Genomic DNA, 18834 nt, shown 5'->3' on the forward strand with positions numbered 1-18834 from the left:
CCTTAGTATGGCCTGCGGTCCTCCGGCTGAGCCGGTCCGTACACCCTGGAGGCACGGTCGCCTGTGTCCGGTTTCGAAGCACGTGTGCCCGGTATCGACGACGGCGCGGAAGGTGCGGTCCCCGCCTTCTGGCGGCGGCGCCTGGCACCGCTCCCGCAGGAGACAGCTCTCCCGGTCGATTTTCCGTACCCCCTGCACCCCACCGGCGAACGGCGGACACTGAGCCGCCCGTTGATGACGGCGACGGTCGGTGAGCCGGCCCTCTTGGCCGCGTACGCAGCCCTGCTGCACCGCTACAGCGGCGGTCAGGACATCACCATCGGGTACGACGGTCTGCCGCTCCGGCTCGCTGTCGACGACGGCACGTCCTTCGCGGACCTCGTACGGCGGGTGACCGAGGCGCGCGACGACGCCCGCGCCCACCGGGTCGAACACGCCACGCTGGTCACCTGGTTGCGCCCGGAGCCCACCCGGGGCGGCGGCCTGCTGTTCAACACGGCCTTCGGCGCGGCGGACGGCGGCGACCGGCTCGACCTCGCCTTCGAGGTCCGCGACGGCGACCTGTACGTGACCTACCGGCAGGACCTCTTCGAGGCCGCGACCGCCGAGCGCATGGCCGACCACTACACGACCCTGCTCGCCGACGCCCTCGCCCGTCCGCTCGCCCCCGTCGGCGAACTGGACCTGCTCGGCGCCGAGGAGCGTCACCGCGTCCTGCGCGAGTGGAACGACACCGACCACGCCGTCCCGCTGCGCACCTGGCCGGAGATGTTCGCCGACCAGGTACGCCAGCGCCCGGACGACATCGCGCTGGTCTTCGAGGACACCGAGCTCACCTACGCCGAACTGGACGAGCGTGCGGGCCGGTTGGCGGCCGCTCTGATCGCACGGGGGGCCGGACCCGAGCGCGTGGTCGCCCTCGCGGTGCCCCGGTCGGCAGAGCTGATCGTCGCCGAGGTCGCGGTGCTGAAGTCCGGCGCCGCCTACCTCCCCGTGGACACCGACTACCCGGCCGACCGCATCTCCTACATGCTGGCCGACGCCCACCCCGTCTGCCTGGTCACCACCGCCGAGGTCGCCGCGGACATCCCGGCGAACGACGGCACGGACGTCCTGGTCCTCGACGCGCCGGACACCGTGAGGGAGTTGGAGGGGCATCAGCCGGCAGGAGCCGACTCGGTCGCGCTGACCATCACCAACGCTGCCTACGTCATCTACACCTCCGGCTCCACCGGCCGCCCCAAGGGCGTCGTCCTCACCCACGCCGGTGTCGCCAAGCTGGTCGCCACGCAGACCGAGCGGTTCGGGATCGGCCCGCACAGCCGGGTGCTCCAGTTCGCCTCGCCCAGCTTCGACGTGGCGTTCTGGGACCTGTGCCTCGGTCTGCTCTCCGGTGGTCGGCTCGTCGTCGTCCCGTCCGAACGCCGGGTGCCAGGACCGGCGCTGGCCGACTACGCCCACGCGCACGGCATCACGTTCATGATCCTGCCGCCCGCCCTGCTCGCGGCGATGCCCGAGGGCGTCGAACTGCCGCCCGCCACCCTGCTCGCGGGCACCGAACGCGTCTCGCCCGAGCTGGTCGGACGGTACGCGCGCGGCAGGATGATGTTCAACGCGTACGGCCCCACCGAGGCGACCACCAACTCCACCCTCGGCCTGTGCGACCCCGACATCCCGGCCGGCTCCATCGTCCCCATCGGCCTCCCGGACCCCGGCACGCGCGCCTACGTCCTCGATGCCCGCCTGCAGCCCGTCCCGGCCGGTGTTCCGGGCGAGCTGTACCTCGGCGGCGCAGGCCTCGCCCGCGGCTACCTCGGGCGGCCCGACCTGACCGCCGAGCGGTTCGTCGCCGACCCGTTCGGCGCACCGGGCGAACGCCTCTACCGCACCGGCGACCTCGTGCGCTGGCAGGCCGACGGCCGCCTGGTGTTCCTCGGCCGCGCCGACTCCCAGGTCAAGATCCGCGGCTTCCGCATCGAGCCGGGCGAGATCGAGTCCGTACTGCGCGCCCACCCGGCCGTGGACCAGGCCGCGGTCGTCGTGCGCGAGGACCGGCCCGGTGACCGGCGCCTCGCCGCGTACGTCGTACCCGCACTGGACGGCGACACCGCCGGCCACGACACCGCCGACCAGGTGCAGGAGTGGAAGGACCTCCACGAACTGCTCTACTCCGCCGCCGGATCGGAAGGCGGAACCGATGGCGGGGCGGGCCTCCGTGAGAACTTCGCGGGCTGGAACAGCATGTACGACGGGCTGCCCATCCCCGTCGAGGAGATGCGTGAGTGGCGGGCGGCGACCGTCGCCCGCATCACGGACCTGGCACCCCGCCGGGTGCTGGAGATCGGCGTCGGCAGCGGCCTGATCCTCTCCCGCCTCGCGCCCGACTGCGACGAGTACTGGGGCACCGACCTCTCCGAGGAGGCCGTACGCGCCCTGCGCACCCAGGTCGAGGCGGTACCGGAACTCGCCGACCGGGTACGGCTGAGCGCCCGACCCGCGCATGACACCACGGGGTTGCCGGCCGCCCACTTCGACACCGTCGTCATCAACTCCGTCGCCCAGTACTTCCCGAGCGCCGACTATCTGACCGATGTCGTCCGCGCGGTCGGCACGCTCCTCGCCCCCGGCGGCCGGCTGTTCGTCGGCGACGTGCGCAACGCCCGGCTGCTGCGCTGCCTGTGCGCCGCCGTCGAGAGCCGCCGCACCGGTGACGCCGAGGACAAGCACGCCTTGCGGACCGCCGTCGAGCGGTCGGTCGCCTGGGAGGGCGAACTCCTCCTGGACCCCGACTACTTCGCGGCCCTCGACGGCTTCGACGCCGAGATCCACGTCAAGCGCGGCGCCCACCACAACGAACTGACGCGGTACCGGTACGACGTGGTGCTCAGCAAGCAGACCCCGGCTGCGGAGCCGGTTTCCGGTACGGAGATCGTCTGGAGCGGGCCGGGGGCACTCGAAGCCCAGCTGGCCGAAGGCCCCGCACTCCTCCGCGTCACCGGCGTGCCCAATGCCCGTCTCGCCGAGGACCTGGCCGCACTGTCCGCCCTGGACGACAGCAGCCGTACGGCCGACGCCCCGGACCCCGAGGTCTTCCACGCACTCGGCGCCCGCTACGGCCACCGGACCGCCGTCACCTGGAACGGCACCGCCGACGACGGCAGCCTCGACCTCGTGTTCGCCCTCGGCGACACACCGCTCACCGGCCTCTACCGCCCCTCCGGCACCGCCCCGCACGCCAACCGCCCCGCCCCCTTCCGGGACGTCAACGCCCTGATGAGAGCGCTGCGTTCGTACGCGGCCGAGCACCTCCCCGAGTACATGGTCCCCGCGGCCGTCGTCCCCCTCGACCGTCTCCCGGTCACCCCCAGCGGCAAGCTCGACTCCGCCGCGCTCCCGACGCCCGACTACGGCGCCCTCAGCGCGGGCCGGCCGCCCCGCGACGCCCGCGAGGAACTCCTGTGCGCGGCCTACGCCGACGTCCTCGGTCTGCGCTCCGCCACCATCGACGACGACTTCTTCGCCCTCGGCGGCGACAGCATCACCGCCATCCAGCTCCTCGTCCACGCCCGCCGGGCAGGCCTGCGCCTCAGCTCCCGGGACGTCTTCAAGCACCGCACGGTCGCCGCGCTGGCGACAGCGGCCGGCGAACTCGTCCCCGTCCGGGAGGACGCGGAGCCGGACGCCCCGCTGGTCAGCCTCACCGACGCCGAACTCGCCGAGATCCAGGGCGAGTTCCCCGTCACCGTCGAGGAGTCACTGCCGCTGAGCCCCCTCCAGGAGGGCTTCTACTTCCACTCCCTCGTCGACGGCACGGACCTCGACGCGTACGTCGTCCAGCAGGCACTCGACCTGACCGGACCGGTCGACGGCGAAGCCCTGCGCCGGGCCGCCCAGCGCGTCCTGGACCGGCACGCCCCGCTGCGCGCCTGCTTCCGCCGCCGCCCGGACGGGCAGCCCGTGCAGATCATCGCCGCAGGACTTGACCTGCCCTGGCGCGAAGTCGACCTGACCGTCCACGACGGGCCCGCCCGCGTGCCGCTGGCCGACGCGGTCGCCGCCGCCGAGCGTGCCCGCCGCTTCGACCTCGCCCACCCGCCCCTGGTGCGCTGCGCGCTGATCCGCCTCGACGACCACCGCAGCCGCCTGCTCCTGACGTTCCATCACATCGTCGCCGACGGCTGGTCGTTGCCCGTCCTGCACCGCGAACTGATGGCCGCCTACGGGGACACCCCGGCCGCGCTGCCGCAACCCGCGCCCTACAGCTCCTACCTGCGCCGCCTGGCCACCGCCGACCGCCAGGCGGCACGTGACGCCTGGCGTACGGCCCTCGCGGGCGTCGAGGAGCCCACCAGGCTCGTCGAGACACCGGCCGACGGTACGCCCGTCGAGCCCGCGCAGATCCGCCTCGAACTGTCCGAGCAGGTGACCGCCAGGCTGGCGGCGCGGGCGCGCGAGCACGGCGTGACCCTGGGAACAGTCGTCCAGGGCGCCTGGGGGCTGCTCATCGGGCGGCTGATGGCACGTCAGGACGTCGTGTTCGGTACGACGGTCTCGGGGCGTGACGCCGAGGTCGAGGGCATCGAGTCGATGATCGGCCTGTTCATCAACACCCTCCCGACGCGCTTCCGTTGGGAACCCTCCGACACCCTCGCCGGTCTCCTCGGCCGCCTCCAGGACGAGCAGTCCCAGCTCCTCGACCACCAGCACCTCGGCCTCGCCGAACTCCAGCGCGTCGCGGGCCTCGCGGGCGCCGGTGAACTCTTCGACACCCTCGTCGTGTTCGAGAACTACCCGGGCGCGACCGGCCTCGCCGACCCGACCGGCACGCTCCGGCTGACGGGCCACGAGTTCCACGACGCCGTCCACTATCCGCTCGCCCTCATCGTCAAGCCCGGCAAACGGCTCGACCTGCGGCTCAAGCACCACGCCCAGCGGCTCGACGCCGAGGCCGTACGCCGGATCGCGGACCGTCTCTCCCGCATCCTGCACGCTCTGGCCGCCGACCCGGGCCAGTCCGTCGCCGACGTGGACCTGCTGTCCGCCGAGGAACTCCTCGGCGCCCACCCGACCGGCGAACACCGTGACATCCCCGGCACGACCCTCGCGGCGGCCTTCGAGGCACAGGTGGCCCGCAGCCCGCAGGCCACGGCGGTCGTGTACGAGGGCGAGACGCTCACCTACTCCGAACTCGACGCCCGAGCAGGGGAGCTGGCCCGGCGTCTCACCGCCCGGGGCGCGGGCCCCGGCACGGTCGTCGCCGTCGCCGTACCGCGCTCGGCGGAGCTGATGGTCGCGCTGCTCGGCGTTCTGAAGGCCGGCGCCGCCTATCTGCCGGTCGACGTGGACTATCCCGCCGACCGCGTCGCCCACATGCTCGCCGACTCCGGCGCCGCCACCGTGGTCACCACCTCGGCGACCGCCCCTCAACTCCCGTCAGGGCACGCCCTCCTGCTGCTCGACGCCCCGTCGTCCGAGGAAGGCCCCGCACCCCTCACCGCCCACCCCGACGACCCGGCCTACCTGATCTACACCTCCGGCTCCACCGGCCGTCCCAAGGGTGTCGTCGTCACCCACCGGGCGATCCTCAACCGGCTGGCGTGGATGCAGGGCGAGTACCGACTGACGGCAGCCGACCGGGTGCTGCAGAAGACCCCGGCCAGCTTCGACGTCAGCGTCTGGGAGTTCTTCTGGGCGCTGTGCGAGGGCGCCGCCGTGGTCCTCGCCCGCCCGGACGGGCACCGCGACCCGGCCTATCTGGCCGAACTGATCCGCGAACAGGGCATCACCGCGATGCACTTCGTCCCGTCGATGCTGGAGGCTTTCCTCCAGTCCGACGAGATCACCGCCGACCCGATCTGGGCCGCCTCCCTGCGCAACGTCTTCAGCAGCGGCGAGGCGCTGCCCGGCGCCGCCGCCGCCCGCTGGCGCGAGCTGACCGGCGTACCGCTGCACAACCTGTACGGCCCCACCGAGGCCGCCGTCGACGTGACGTACCACCCGTACGACGGCACGCCCGGCACCACCGTGCCCATCGGGCGTCCGGTGTGGAACACGGGTCTGCGCGTGCTGGACTCCTGCCTGCGCCCGGCGCCCGAAGGGGTCCCCGGCGAGCTGTACCTGACGGGTGTCCAGCTGGCGCGCGGCTATCACGCCCGGCCGGAACTGACCGCCGAGCGCTTCGTCGCCGATCCGTACGGCGAGCCCGGTGCGCGCATGTACCGCACCGGTGACCTGGTACGGCGCCGCGCCGACGGTGTGATCGAGTACCTCGGCCGCACCGACCGCCAGGTGAAGATCCGGGGCAACCGCATCGAACTCGGCGAGATCGAGGCCGCGTTGACCCGTCAGCCGACGGTTGCCCAGTCCGCGGTCACCGTGACCGGTGGCCAACTGGTCGCGTACGTTGTCCCGGCCCGCGACGCCGACGTCCCGCCGCCCGCCGACCTCCAGGCCGCACTGGCCCAGGAACTGCCCGCCGCCGTCATCCCGGCCGCCTACGTCGTCCTCGACGCCCTCCCGCTCACCCCGAGCGGCAAGCTCGACCGGGCCGCGCTGCCCGCCCCGCAGGCGGTACGGGCCGAGACGCGCGCCCCGCGCAACGAACGGGAACACGCCCTCACGGGGATCTTCGCCGCCGTACTGAAGCTCGAAGAGGTCGGTATCGACGACGACTTCTTCATGCTTGGCGGCGACAGCATCACCTCCATCGGCGTCTCCAGCCGCGCCCGCCGGGCCGGCCTGGACCTCAACCCGCGTGACGTCTTCGAACACCGCACCCCCGCCGCCCTCGCGGCAGCGGCGGCGCCCGTGGCCGAAGTGGCCGCCCTGCGCTCCTCGTTCACCCTCACGGCCGAGGAGACCGAGCGCGTCCACCGGCTCAGCCCCGCCCCCGTCGAGGACATCTGGCCGCTGGCCCCCCTCCAGGAAGGCCTGTTCTTCCACTCCACGTACGACGACAGCGCCCTGGACGTCTACACCGTCCACGAGTCCTTCGACCTCGCCGTACCCCTCGACACTGACCGACTGCGCACCGCCGTACGGGTGTTGCTCGACCGCAACCCCAGCCTGCGCGCCGGGTTCACCAGTGAAGGCCTGCGCCAGCCGGTGCAGTTCATCGTGCGCGACCCCGAGATCCCGCTCGAAGAGGTCGACCTGTCCGGGCTGCCGAAGGCCGAACAGGACGTACGGCTGCGGGAGTTGACCGACGCCGAGCGCTCCCGCCGCTTCGACCTCACCCGGCCGCTGCTCTTCCGCATGCTCCTCGTCCGCCTCGGCGCGGACCGAGGCGACCGGCTCATCGTCGGACGCCATCTGCTCCTCTGGGACGGCTGGTCCGCCTGGATCTTCCTCGACCAGCTCTTCGCCCTGTACGAGAACGGCGGCGACGCGAGCACCCTGCCCGCCCCCGGCAACTACCGTGACTACCTGACCTGGCTGGAGGTCCAGGACACGGCCGTCGCCACCGGCGCCTGGCGCCGCGCCCTCGCCGGACTCGACGAGCCCACGCTGCTCGCCGCCGCCGACCAGGGCCTGGAACCGGACATCCCGGCCAGCCTCGACGTCCTCGTCCCGGACGCGGTGGGCGACCGGTTGCGTGCCATCGGACGGCTCCACGGGCTGACCCTCAACACCGTGCTCAACGCCGCCTGGGGGCTCACCCTGGCGAGCGCGACCGGACGTACCGACGTCGTCTTCGGCACGACCGTCGCCGGCCGGCCGAGCGAGGTGCCGGACATCGAGAACGTCATCGGCATGTTCCTCAACACCGTCCCCGCCCGTATCGCCTACGACCCGGCCGAGCCGGTGCTCGGCCTGCTGCGCCGCGTCCAGGACGAGCGGCTCGCGGTGATGCCGTACGAGTACCTGGGCCTTGGTGTCCTCCAGGCGGAGACCGGGCACCGGCGGCTGTTCGACACGCTGTTCGTGCTGCGCAACAGCGACACCGAGGAGCGGCTCGCCGAACTGAGCGACCGGCACGGCGCCGCCGCCGTCGCCAACGTCGACGCCACCCACTACCCGGTCAACCTCGTCGTCACCCCGGGCCGCTCCATCCAGGTCACCCTCACCCACCGGGCCGATGTCATCGCCCGCCCACAGGCCCAGGACCTCCTCGACCGTTTCACCCTCCTCCTGGACCGCCTCACCCACGACCTCGACGCCCCGGTGGGCCGCCTCGACCCGCTACTGCCCGCCGAGCACACCGAGTTGGAGCACGAGCGGGCCGCCGGACGGGTCCCCGACCCCACGGACACGATCGCGGACCTGCTGGCCGCCCAGGCCGCCGCCACTCCGGACGACACGGCACTGGTCTTCGGCGCACAGACCCTCACCTACGCCGAACTCGACGTCCGTATCAACCAGATGGCCCGTCTGCTGATCGCGCGGGGCGCCGCTCCCGAGCGGGTCGTCGCCCTGGGCCTGCCCCGCTCCCTGGACATGGTCGTCGCCCTGTTCGCCGTACTGCGCACGGGGGCCGCCTACCTCCCGCTGGAGCTGGACTACCCGGACGACCGGCTCGCCGCGATGCTCGACGACGCCCGCCCGGCGATGCTGCTGTCCACGGCCGCCGTGTCGGCGCGCCTGGTGGGCGAGACACCCCGTGTGCTGCTCGACGACCCGGTGATCGCCGCCGAACTGGCCGCGCTCCCGGGGGACTTGGTCTCCGTCTCCTTCAGTCTGGAGCACCCGGCGTACGTCATCTACACCTCCGGTTCCACCGGCCGCCCCAAGGGCGTAGTGACGCCGTACCGGGGTCTGACCAACATGCAGCTCAACCACCAGAAGGAGATCTTCGAACCGGCGATCGCGTCGGCGGGCGGACGCAGGCTGCGCATCGCGCACACTGTGTCCTTCGCCTTCGACATGTCGTGGGAGGAGCTGTTGTGGCTGGTCGAGGGGCATGAAGTCCACATCTGCGACGAGGAGTTGAGGCGCGACGCCGAGGCTCTGGTCGCCTACTGCGAGCGTCATCGCGTCGATGTCGTCAACGTGACCCCGACCTACGCCCATCTCCTCATCGAGGAGGGCCTGTTGGAGGGTCACCGCCCGCCGCTGGTGCTGCTCGGCGGCGAGGCCGTGTCGGAGACGGTGTGGAACCGGCTGCGCGACACCGAGGGCACGTACGGCTACAACCTCTACGGGCCGACCGAGTACACCATCAACACCCTGGGCGGCGGCACCCTCGACAGCGCCACGCCGACCGTCGGCCGTCCGATCCGCGGCACCCGCGCCCACATCCTGGACGCCTGGCTGCGACCGGTGCCCGAGGGCGTGCCGGGTGAGCTGTACATCGCCGGTATCGGCCTGGCCCGCGGCTACCTGGACCGGCCGTCGCTCACCGCCGAAAGGTTCGTCGCCGACCCCTTCGGCGAACCCGGCGAGCGCATGTACCGCACCGGAGACCTGGTCCGCCGCAACCCCGACGGCAACCTCGACTTCCTCGGCCGCACCGACGACCAGGTGAAGATCCGCGGCTACCGCGTCGAACTGGGCGAGATCGAGACCGCCCTCGCCCAGCACGAGCGGGTCGCCCACGCCGCCGTGATCGTCCGCGACGAGCGCCTCGTCGGATACGTCGTCCCCGCCCAACTCGCGGGCACCGAGCGGTCCGTGGCGGAACGCGACCAGGTCGGCGAATGGCAGGAGATCTACTCCGACGAGTACGAGGAGATCAGCACCGCCGTCTTCACCGAGGAGTACGCCGGCTGGGACTCCTCGTACGACGGACAGCCCATCCCCTTCGACCACATGCGGGAGTGGCGCGAGGCCACCGTGGAGCGCATCCGCTCCCTGGGACCCCGCAGGATCCTTGAGATCGGCGTCGGCTCCGGCCTGCTGCTGTCCAAGCTCGCCCCGGACGCGGAGGAGTACTGGGCCACCGACTTCGCCGCCCCCGTCATCCGCAAGATCGGCCAGGAGCTGCTCCAGGACCCGGAGCTGGCGGCCAGGATCACTCTCCGCGCGCAGCCCGCCGACGACCTCACCGGCCTGCCCGGCCACGGCTACTTCGACACCATCGTCATCAACTCCGTCATCCAGTACTTCCCCAGCATCGACTACCTGACCTCGGTGATCCGGGGCGCGATGGAGCTGCTGGCCCCCGGCGGCGCGCTGTTCGTCGGCGACGTCCGCAACCTGCGGCTCGCCCGCGCCTTCCAGACCGAGATCCAGGAGGCGAAGGGCGTCAGTGGCGACGCGCTGGGCCGGGCCGTCGAACGCGGCCTGCGTCTGGAGAAGGAACTCCTCGTCGACCCGGACTACTTCACCACCCTCGGCTACGGCGTCGACCTGCGCACCAAGCAGGCCCGCCACCACAACGAACTCACCCGTTACCGTTACGACGCCGTGCTCTACGCCGACGAGCCGGGCCTGCGGTTGGCGGATGTGCCGGCCGTTCCTTACGAGGCCCATCAAGCCGCTGTCGACAGCGGCGAGTTGGCCGACCTGTTGACCACGGCCCCGGTACGCCTCACCGGCATCCCCGACGCCCGTATCGGTACCCCCGGGGGAGTCGACCCGGAGATGCTGCGCGACCTCGCCGCCGAACTCGGGCACCGTGTCCTGACCACCTGGTCCGGCCAACACGGCACGTACGATGCCGTGTTCGTCACCGGTGAGGTACCTCAGCTGACCGCCGGGCTCTACCTTCCCGGCGGTGGAGAGGCCCCGTACGCCAACTCCCCGACGGCTGCCCGCGATGCCAACAGCCTGATCCGGCAGCTCCGCGACGACCTCAAGCAGCGGCTGCCCGAGTACATGGTCCCGGCCGCGTTCGTCACCCTCGACCGGCTGCCCATGAACGACAACGGCAAGCTGGACATACGCGCCCTGCCCGACGCCGAACCGGCCGTCGCCCTCGGCACCGGCCGGGGACCGCGCACCCCGCAGGAAGAGGTGCTCTGCCGGCTCTTCGCCGAGGTGCTCGGCCTGCCCGAAGTCGGCGCCGAGGACGGCTTCTTCGACCTCGGCGGGCACTCCCTGCTCGCCACCCGTCTCATCAGCCGGGCCCGCACCGAGCTGGGCGCCGAACTGGCCATCCGGGACCTCTTCGAGGCGCCCACGCCCGAGCAGTTGGCGGCCCGCGCCGACAGCTCAGGCCCGGCCCGCCCGGCCGTCGCCCCCGTCGCCCGGCCCGAGCGCATCCCGCTCTCGGCCGCCCAGCGTCGTCTGTGGCTGGTCGAACGCATCACCGGCAGCGGTGTCGCCTACAACTTCCCGCTGGTCTTCCGACTCCGCGGCGACCTGGACCTCGACGCACTCCGGTCGGCCCTACGGGATGTGGCGGCACGCCATGAGGCGCTGAGGACCCTGTTTTCCGAGCAGGACGGGGAGCCGTACCAGCAGATCGTCCCGGCGGCCGAGGCCGACCCCGAGTTCACCGTGACGGACTGCGGGGAGGAGGAGCTGGCGGGCCGGATCGAGTCGGCCCAGCGCCGCCCCTTCGACCTCACCAGCGAACTCCCGTTGCACTGCGAGGTGTTGAGGATCGGACCGGCCGACCATGTCGTGGCCGTCGTCCTCCACCACATCACCACCGACGAGTGGTCCGACCGCCCGTTCCTGGCCGACCTCACCACCGCCTACCGGACCCGGCGTGCGGGCCGCGCCCCCGAGTGGGCGCCGCTGCCGGTCCAGTACGCCGACTACACCCTCTGGCAGGACGAGCTGCTCGGCCAGGTCGGCGAGGCCCAACTCGCCCACTGGGCCGAGACCCTGCGCGGCCTCCCGGAGGAACTGCACCTGCCCCTGGACCGGCCCCGCCCCGCCGAGCCCACCGGGCGCGGCGGCAAGGTCCGGCTGGAGCTGCCCGCCGACACGGGTCTGGCCCTGCGCGACCTGTCGGGCGCCACCGGCACCAGCATGTTCATGCTGTTCCAGGCCGCCACGGCCGCGCTGCTGCACCGTCTCGGCGCCGGGGACGACATCCCCCTCGGCGCCCCCATCGCGGGCCGCACGGACGATGCCCTGGACGACCTCGTCGGCTTCTTCGTCAACACCCTCGTGCTGCGCACGGATGTGTCGGGCGACGACCTGACCTTCCGCCAACTGGTCGCACGGGTGAGGGAATCGTCCCTGGCCGCGTTCGAGCACCAGGACCTGCCCTTCGACCAGGTCGTCGAGGCCGTCAACCCGGCCCGTGTGGCCGGTCGCAACCCGCTCTTCCAGGTGATGCTCGGCTACCACTACCGCCCCGACGGCGACCCGGACGTGCTCGGCATGCCGACCGAGTGGTCCGACATGGACACCGGCATGGCCAAGTTCGACCTCCACTTCACCTTCGTGGACGAGTCGGACCGCCTGGCGCTTCTCCTGGAGTACGCGACCGACCTCTGCGACGAGACGACGGCCAAGCGAACGGCCGACCGGCTGGTGCGGCTGCTGGCGCAGGTCGCGGGCGAACCCGACGTGCTGGTACGGGACGTGGAGGTGCTGGAAGACGCCGAACGCCGATCGGTTCTGGGTGACTGGAACGACACCGCGCACGAGGTGGCGGAGACCAGCCTTCCTGCGCTCTTCCGGGCGCAGGTGTCCCGCACGCCGGACGCGCCGGCTCTGATCTTCGGCGAACAGCAGCTCACCTACGCCGAGTTGGACGAGCGCGTCGAGAGCACGGCGCGTGTGCTGGCCGGCATGGGAGTCGGGCCGGAGCGAACGGTTGCCGTCGCGCTGCCCCGCTCGGTGGATCTGGTGGTGGCGCTGCTGGCGGTGCACCGTGCGGGCGGGGCCTACCTGCCCCTCGATGCCGACTATCCGGAGGAGCGGCTGGCGTTCATGCTGGCGGACGCCCGTCCGGTGGCCGTGATCCGGGATGCGCTGCCGGACGGACCCGCGACCGGTGAACTGCCTGATTCCTACGACCCGTTGAGCCCGGCGTACGTCATCTACACCTCCGGTTCGACCGGGCGTCCCAAGGGCGTTGTGGTGCCGCACGAGGGCATCGTCAACCGTCTGCTGTGGATGCAGGGCGAGTACGGGCTGGATGCCGACGACCGCGTCCTGCAGAAGACGCCGTCCAGCTTCGACGTCTCGGTGTGGGAGTTCTTCTGGCCGCTGATCACCGGCGCCGCGCTGGTGGTCGCCAGGCCCGAGGGGCACAAGGACCCCGTGTACCTGGCCGGGCTGATCCGGGAGCAGGGCATCACGACCGTGCACTTCGTACCGTCGATGCTCCAGATGTTCCTGGAGGAACCCGCGGCGGAGAGCTGCCTGGGTCTGCGGCGGGTGTTGTGCAGTGGGGAGGCGCTGTCCGACGAACTGGCCCAGCGGTTCCGTGCCCTGCTGCCGGCCGAGCTGCACAACCTGTACGGGCCGACGGAGGCGTCGGTCGACGTCACCGCGACCCAGGTGACGGAGACGACGGAGCGGGTGTCGATCGGCCGCCCGGTGTGGAACACGCGTACGTATGTCCTCGACGGCGCTCTGCGGCCGGTGCCGCCGGGTGTGGCGGGAGAGCTCTACCTGGCCGGTGTTCAGCTGGCCCGTGGCTACCTGGGGCGCGCGAGTCTCACGGCCGAGCGGTTCACAGCGGACCCGTTTGGTGAACTCGGTTCACGCATGTACCGCACGGGTGACCTGGCACGCTGGACAACCGAGGGAACGCTCGAATACCTGGGCCGGACCGACGACCAGGTCAAGATCCGCGGCTTCCGTGTCGAGCTGGGTGAGATCGAGACCGTCCTCGTACGGCACGACACCGTCGCCCACACCGTCGTCGTCGCGAACGACCAGCGGCTGGTGGCGTACGTGGTCCCCGCCACCCCCTCCGGTATCGACAGCGCCGCACTCCGCCGCCACACCGCGGCCGAGCTGCCCGAGCACATGGTCCCCGCGGCCTTCGTCGTCCTCGACGCGCTGCCGCTGACCCCCAACGGCAAGCTCGACCGCCGTGCCCTGCCCGCCCCCGACTTCACGCCGGCGGCCGGGACCGGGACCGGCGAGGGGCTGCCGCGTACCCCGCGTGAGGAGATCCTCTGCGGCCTGTTCGCGGACGTCCTGGGCCTCGAACGCGTCGGCGTCGACGACGACTTCTTCGCCCTCGGCGGGCACTCCCTCGTCGCGATGCGACTGGCTGCCCGCATCCGGGCCGTGCTCGCCGTCGAGGTCTCGCTGCGTACGGTGTTCGAGGCGTCCACGGTCGCCCGGCTCGCCGAGCGCCTCAGGGAAGGCGGCGAGGAGACCGGCGCCGGCCTGCCCGTCCTCGCACCGGCCGAGCGGCCGGAGCGGATGCCGCTCTCCTTCGCCCAGCAGCGCCTGTGGGTGCTGTACCGGGTGGAAGGGCCCAGCCCCACGTACAACATCCCGCTCGCCTGGCGCCTCACCGGACGGCTCGACGCCGACGCGCTGCGACTGGCCGTCGACGACCTGGTCGCCCGGCACGAGCCGCTGCGCACGGTCTTCCCCGAGGAGGACGGGCGGGCGTACCAGCTGGTCCTGGAGCCGCGACAGGCCTGTGTCGAGGTGACGACCGAGGCTGTCCGCAGCGAGGAGGAACTCGCCGAGCGGCTCGCCGAGGCCGCCTCGTACGGATTCGAGCTGGACCGGGAAGCACCGCTCCGCGTGCACCTCTTCCGCACCGCCGAGGACGAGCACGTCCTGCTGCTCCTGCTCCACCACATCGCGGGCGACGAGTGGTCCGACGCGCCGCTCACCCGCGACCTGACCGCCGCCTACGAGTCGCGCGCGGCGGGCCGGGCGCCCCAGCGGGCGCCGCTGCCGGTGCAGTACGCCGACTACAGCCTGTGGCAGCGGGCGCTGCTCGGTGACGAGAAGGACCAGGAGAGCCTGGCCTTCCGTCAACTCGCCTTCTGGAAGCGGACCTTGGACGGGCTCCCCGAGGAGCTCGCCCTGCCCGTCGACCGGCCGCGCCCGCTGGAGGCCACCTACCGCGGTGGCACGGCCGACATCGCCCTGGACGCGGAACTGACAGCAGGGCTGCGCGAGTTGGCCCGGTCGAGCAACGTCAGTATGTTCATGGTCGTCCAGGCGGCGGTGGCGGCACTGCTGACCCGGCTGGGCGCCGGCACGGACATCCCCCTCGGCAGCCCGATCGCCGGACGCACCGAAGAGGTGTTGGAGGATCTGGTCGGGTTCTTCCTCAACACCTTGGTGCTGCGCACCGACACCTCCGGCGACCCGGCGTTCCGCGAACTGCTCGCCCGGGTGCGGGAGACCGACCTGGCCGCCTTCGACCACCAGGAGGTGCCGTTCGAGCGGGTCGTGGACATGCTCAGCCCCGCCCGTTCGCTGTCCCGGCATCCGCTCTTCCAGGTCATGGTCGTGTACCTGGCCGCAGGCGTCGACGGGGGTGGCTTCGCGGGGCTGGAGTCGCGACGGGAGGACATCGGCGCGGCCGGCGCCAAGTTCGACCTCTCCTTCGACTTCGTGGAACGTGCCGGCGGAGACGGCGTCGACGGAGTGCTGGAGTACAGCACCGACCTGTTCGACCCCGCGACCGCCGAGGCGATCGGCGAGCGACTGGTCCGGCTGCTGCGGGCCGTGGTCGTCGCCCCCGACGCCCCGATCGGCCGGATCGACATCCTCGGCACCGCCGAACGCCGCCGCATCCTGACCGAGTGGAACGCCCGGCCGCTGCTCTCCGAGCCGACCACCGTGCCGGCCCTCTTCGAGCGGCAGGCCGAGCTCTCGCCGGACGCACCCGCTGTCGCCTCCGAGGGCATCAAGCTGACGTTCGCCCAGCTCAACGCCAAGGCCAACCGCCTCGCCCGGCTGCTGGTCGCGCAGGGCGCCGGACCCGAGCGGCTCGTGGCGCTCGCCCTGCCCCGCACCGCCCGTACGCTGCTGGCCATCCTGGCGGTCCAGAAGGCCGGCGCCGCCTATCTGCCGCTCGACCCGGACGCACCGGCCGACCACCTCCGCGACACGCTCGCCGACGCCCGCCCGGTGCTGACGCTCACCACGACGGGCATCGCGGAGCGACTCCCCGCGGACGGCCCGCCGATGCTGGAGCTGGACGCCCCGGCGACCGCCGAACTGCTCGCCGCCCAGGACGCGACCGACCTCCTCGACGGCGACCGCCTCGCGCCCCTCACCCCGCGCCACCCGGCGTACGTCATCTACACCTCCGGCTCCACCGGCCGCCCGAAGGGCGTGGTCATCACCCACGAGACCGTCGGCAACCTCTTCCACAGCCACCGCGAGACCCTGTACGCACCGGCGAAGGCCACCACCGGCCGCCGTCATCTGCGAGCCGGACACGCCTGGGCGTTCTCCTTCGACGCCTCCTGGCAGCCGCAACTGTGGCTGCTCGACGGGCACTGCGTGCACGTCGTGTCGGACGAGACCCGGCGTGACCCGGAGCTGCTCGCGGCAGCTGTCGTCGAGCACGGCTTCGACTTCCTGGAGGTCACGCCGTCGTTCTTCGCACAGATGGCCGAGACCGGCCTCGTCCGGGACGACGGGAGCTGCCCCCTCGCCGTCGTCGGCGTCGGCGGCGAGGCCGTACCCATGGCGCTGTGGGAGCGGCTCGGGCGGCTGACCGGCACCGAGGCGTTCAACCTGTACGGACCCACCGAGTCCACCGTCGACGCCCTGGTCGCACGGGTGCGCGATAGCGACCGGCCGCTCGTCGGCCGCCCCGTGGCGGGCACCCGGGCGTACGTCCTCGACGACCGGCTGCAACCCCTGCCGCCCGGCGTGACCGGCGAGCTGTACCTGGCCGGCGGCGGCCTCGCCCGTGGCTATCTGGACCGCCCCGCGCTGACCGCCGAGCGCTTCGTCGCCGACCCGTTCGGCGAACCGGGCTCCCGGCTCTACCGCACCGGCGACCTGGCCCGCTGGACCGCCGACGGATACCTGGACTACCTCGGCCGGGCCGACGACCAGGTCAAGATCCGCGGGTTCCGTATCGAACCCGGCGAGATCGAGTCCGTGCTCGCGGCCGAACCGGACGTCGCCCAGGTCGTGGTGACGGTGCGTCAGGAAGGCACGCGGAAGCTGCTGGTGGCGTACGTGGTCCCCGTACCGGGGCAACTCCCCGACCCGGGGCGGCTGCGCGCCCATGTCGGCAGGCATCTGCCCGACCACATGGTGCCGGCGGCCGTCGTCCTCCTGGACCGGCTGCCCGAACTCGCCAACGGCAAGCTGGACCGATCGGCCCTGCCCGCCCCGGACTTCGCCGCCCTCTCCACGGGCCGGGCACCCGGCTCCGCGGTGGAGAAGGCCCTGTGCGGTGTCTTCACCGACGTGCTCGGGCTGGACGAGATCGGCGTCGACGACGACTTCTTCGCGCTCGGCGGCGACAGCATCATGGCTATGCAACTGGTCAGCAGGGCACGGGCGGCGGGCGTGCGGATCACTCCGCGTCTCGTGCTGCGCCACCGTACGGTGGCCGCTCTCGCCGAGGTGGCGACGACCACCGGCTCCGCCGCCGCCCGTCCCGTGGACGAGGGGATCGGCACCGTACCGCTCACGCCGGTCATGCACTGGCTGCGCGAACTGGGCGGCCCGTTCAAGAGCTATCACCAGTCGGCCCTCGTCCAGACGCCCGCCGCCCTGGACCGGCACAAGCTCGCCGCCGTGCTCCTGGCGCTCGCAGACCGGCACGCCATGCTGCGCAGCACCCTCGTCCGTACGGAAACCGGTGACTGGAGCCTCGAAGTGCCGGCGGCCGGATCGGTGGACACCGGGACGTGGATCGAGCGGGTCGACGTCGCCGGAATGGACGCGGACGAGCTGCGGGCGGTCGTCGGGGAGCGTGCTCACGCCACCCGCGCGACCCTGGACCCGGACACGGGCGCCATGGTGCGGGCCGTGTGGTTCGACGCGGGCACGGAGCCCGGCAGGCTCCTCCTGATGGCCCACCACCTCGTCACCGACGGTGTGTCCTGGCGCGTCCTGCTGCCCGACCTGGCCGCCGCCTGGACCGACGTCGAGGCAGGCAGGCCGACGACGCTCGCGCCCGTCGACACCTCGTTCCGCACCTGGTCCCGCAGGCTCGAAGAGCTGGCCCAGGATCCGGCCCGCGAGGCGGAACTGCCGTTCTGGACCGGCGTACTCGAAGGAGCCACGCCCCTCCCGCTCGACAGGCCGCTCGACCCGGCCCGCGACACGGCCGGCACGGTACGGCGACTGGAACTGCGGCTGCCCGCCGAGCACACCGGCCCGCTGCTGTCCGCGGTGCCCGCCGCCTTCACCGCGAACGTCAACGACGTGCTCCTCACCGGCCTCGGCCTCGCCGTCTCCGACTGGCGGCGGCGCCACGGAGACGGCGAACAGGGCCCGGTCCTCGTCGACCTCGAAAGCCACGGCCGCGACGAGGAGTTGGCGGGGGACGCCGACCTGTCCCGTACGGTCGGCTGGTTCACCAGCGTCTTCCCGGTCCTCCTCGATCCCGGTCCTGTCGACCTGGACGCGGCTCTGGCGGGCGGGCCGGAGATCGAGGAGTCACTCGCCCGGGTGCGCGCCCACCTCGGCTCGCTGCCCGCGAACGGCGCCGGCTACGGCATGCTCCGCCACCTCAACCCCCGTACGGCCCCTGTCCTGGCGGGCTTCGCGGCACCGGCGATCGAGTTCAACTACCTCGGCCGCTTCGGAATCCCCGAGGCGACGGACTGGTCGTACGCTCCGGAAGAGGACGTCTCGGACATCGGCGCCGAGCCGGAGATGCGGGAGGGCCACGCCCTGGAACTCAACGTCGTGACCGAGGACCGCGCCGACGGCCCGGTCCTGGCCGCGCACTTGTCGTGGCCCGCGGCCGTCCTGTCCGAGGAGGCGGTCCGGGACCTGGCGGAGACCTGGTTCCGGGCGCTCAGGGCGCTGGTCGCCCGCGCCGAAACCCTTGACCAGCACTGACCCCACTCATCCACCCCGACCTAG

General features: G+C 72.3%; 1 protein-coding gene. It reads left to right on the top strand.

The features are described 5' to 3' along the window. Positions 1-63 precede the first annotated feature (63 nt). Complete coding sequence (locus tag ACH4TV_RS20605; RefSeq protein ID WP_398400018.1) at positions 64-18810, top strand: amino acid adenylation domain-containing protein; 18747 nt, start codon at positions 64-66, stop codon at positions 18808-18810. The last annotated feature ends 24 nt before the right edge of the window (positions 18811-18834 follow it).

The sequence above is a fragment of the Streptomyces sp. NPDC020898 genome (assembly GCF_044333925.1).
Lineage (GTDB): Bacteria > Actinomycetota > Actinomycetes > Streptomycetales > Streptomycetaceae > Streptomyces.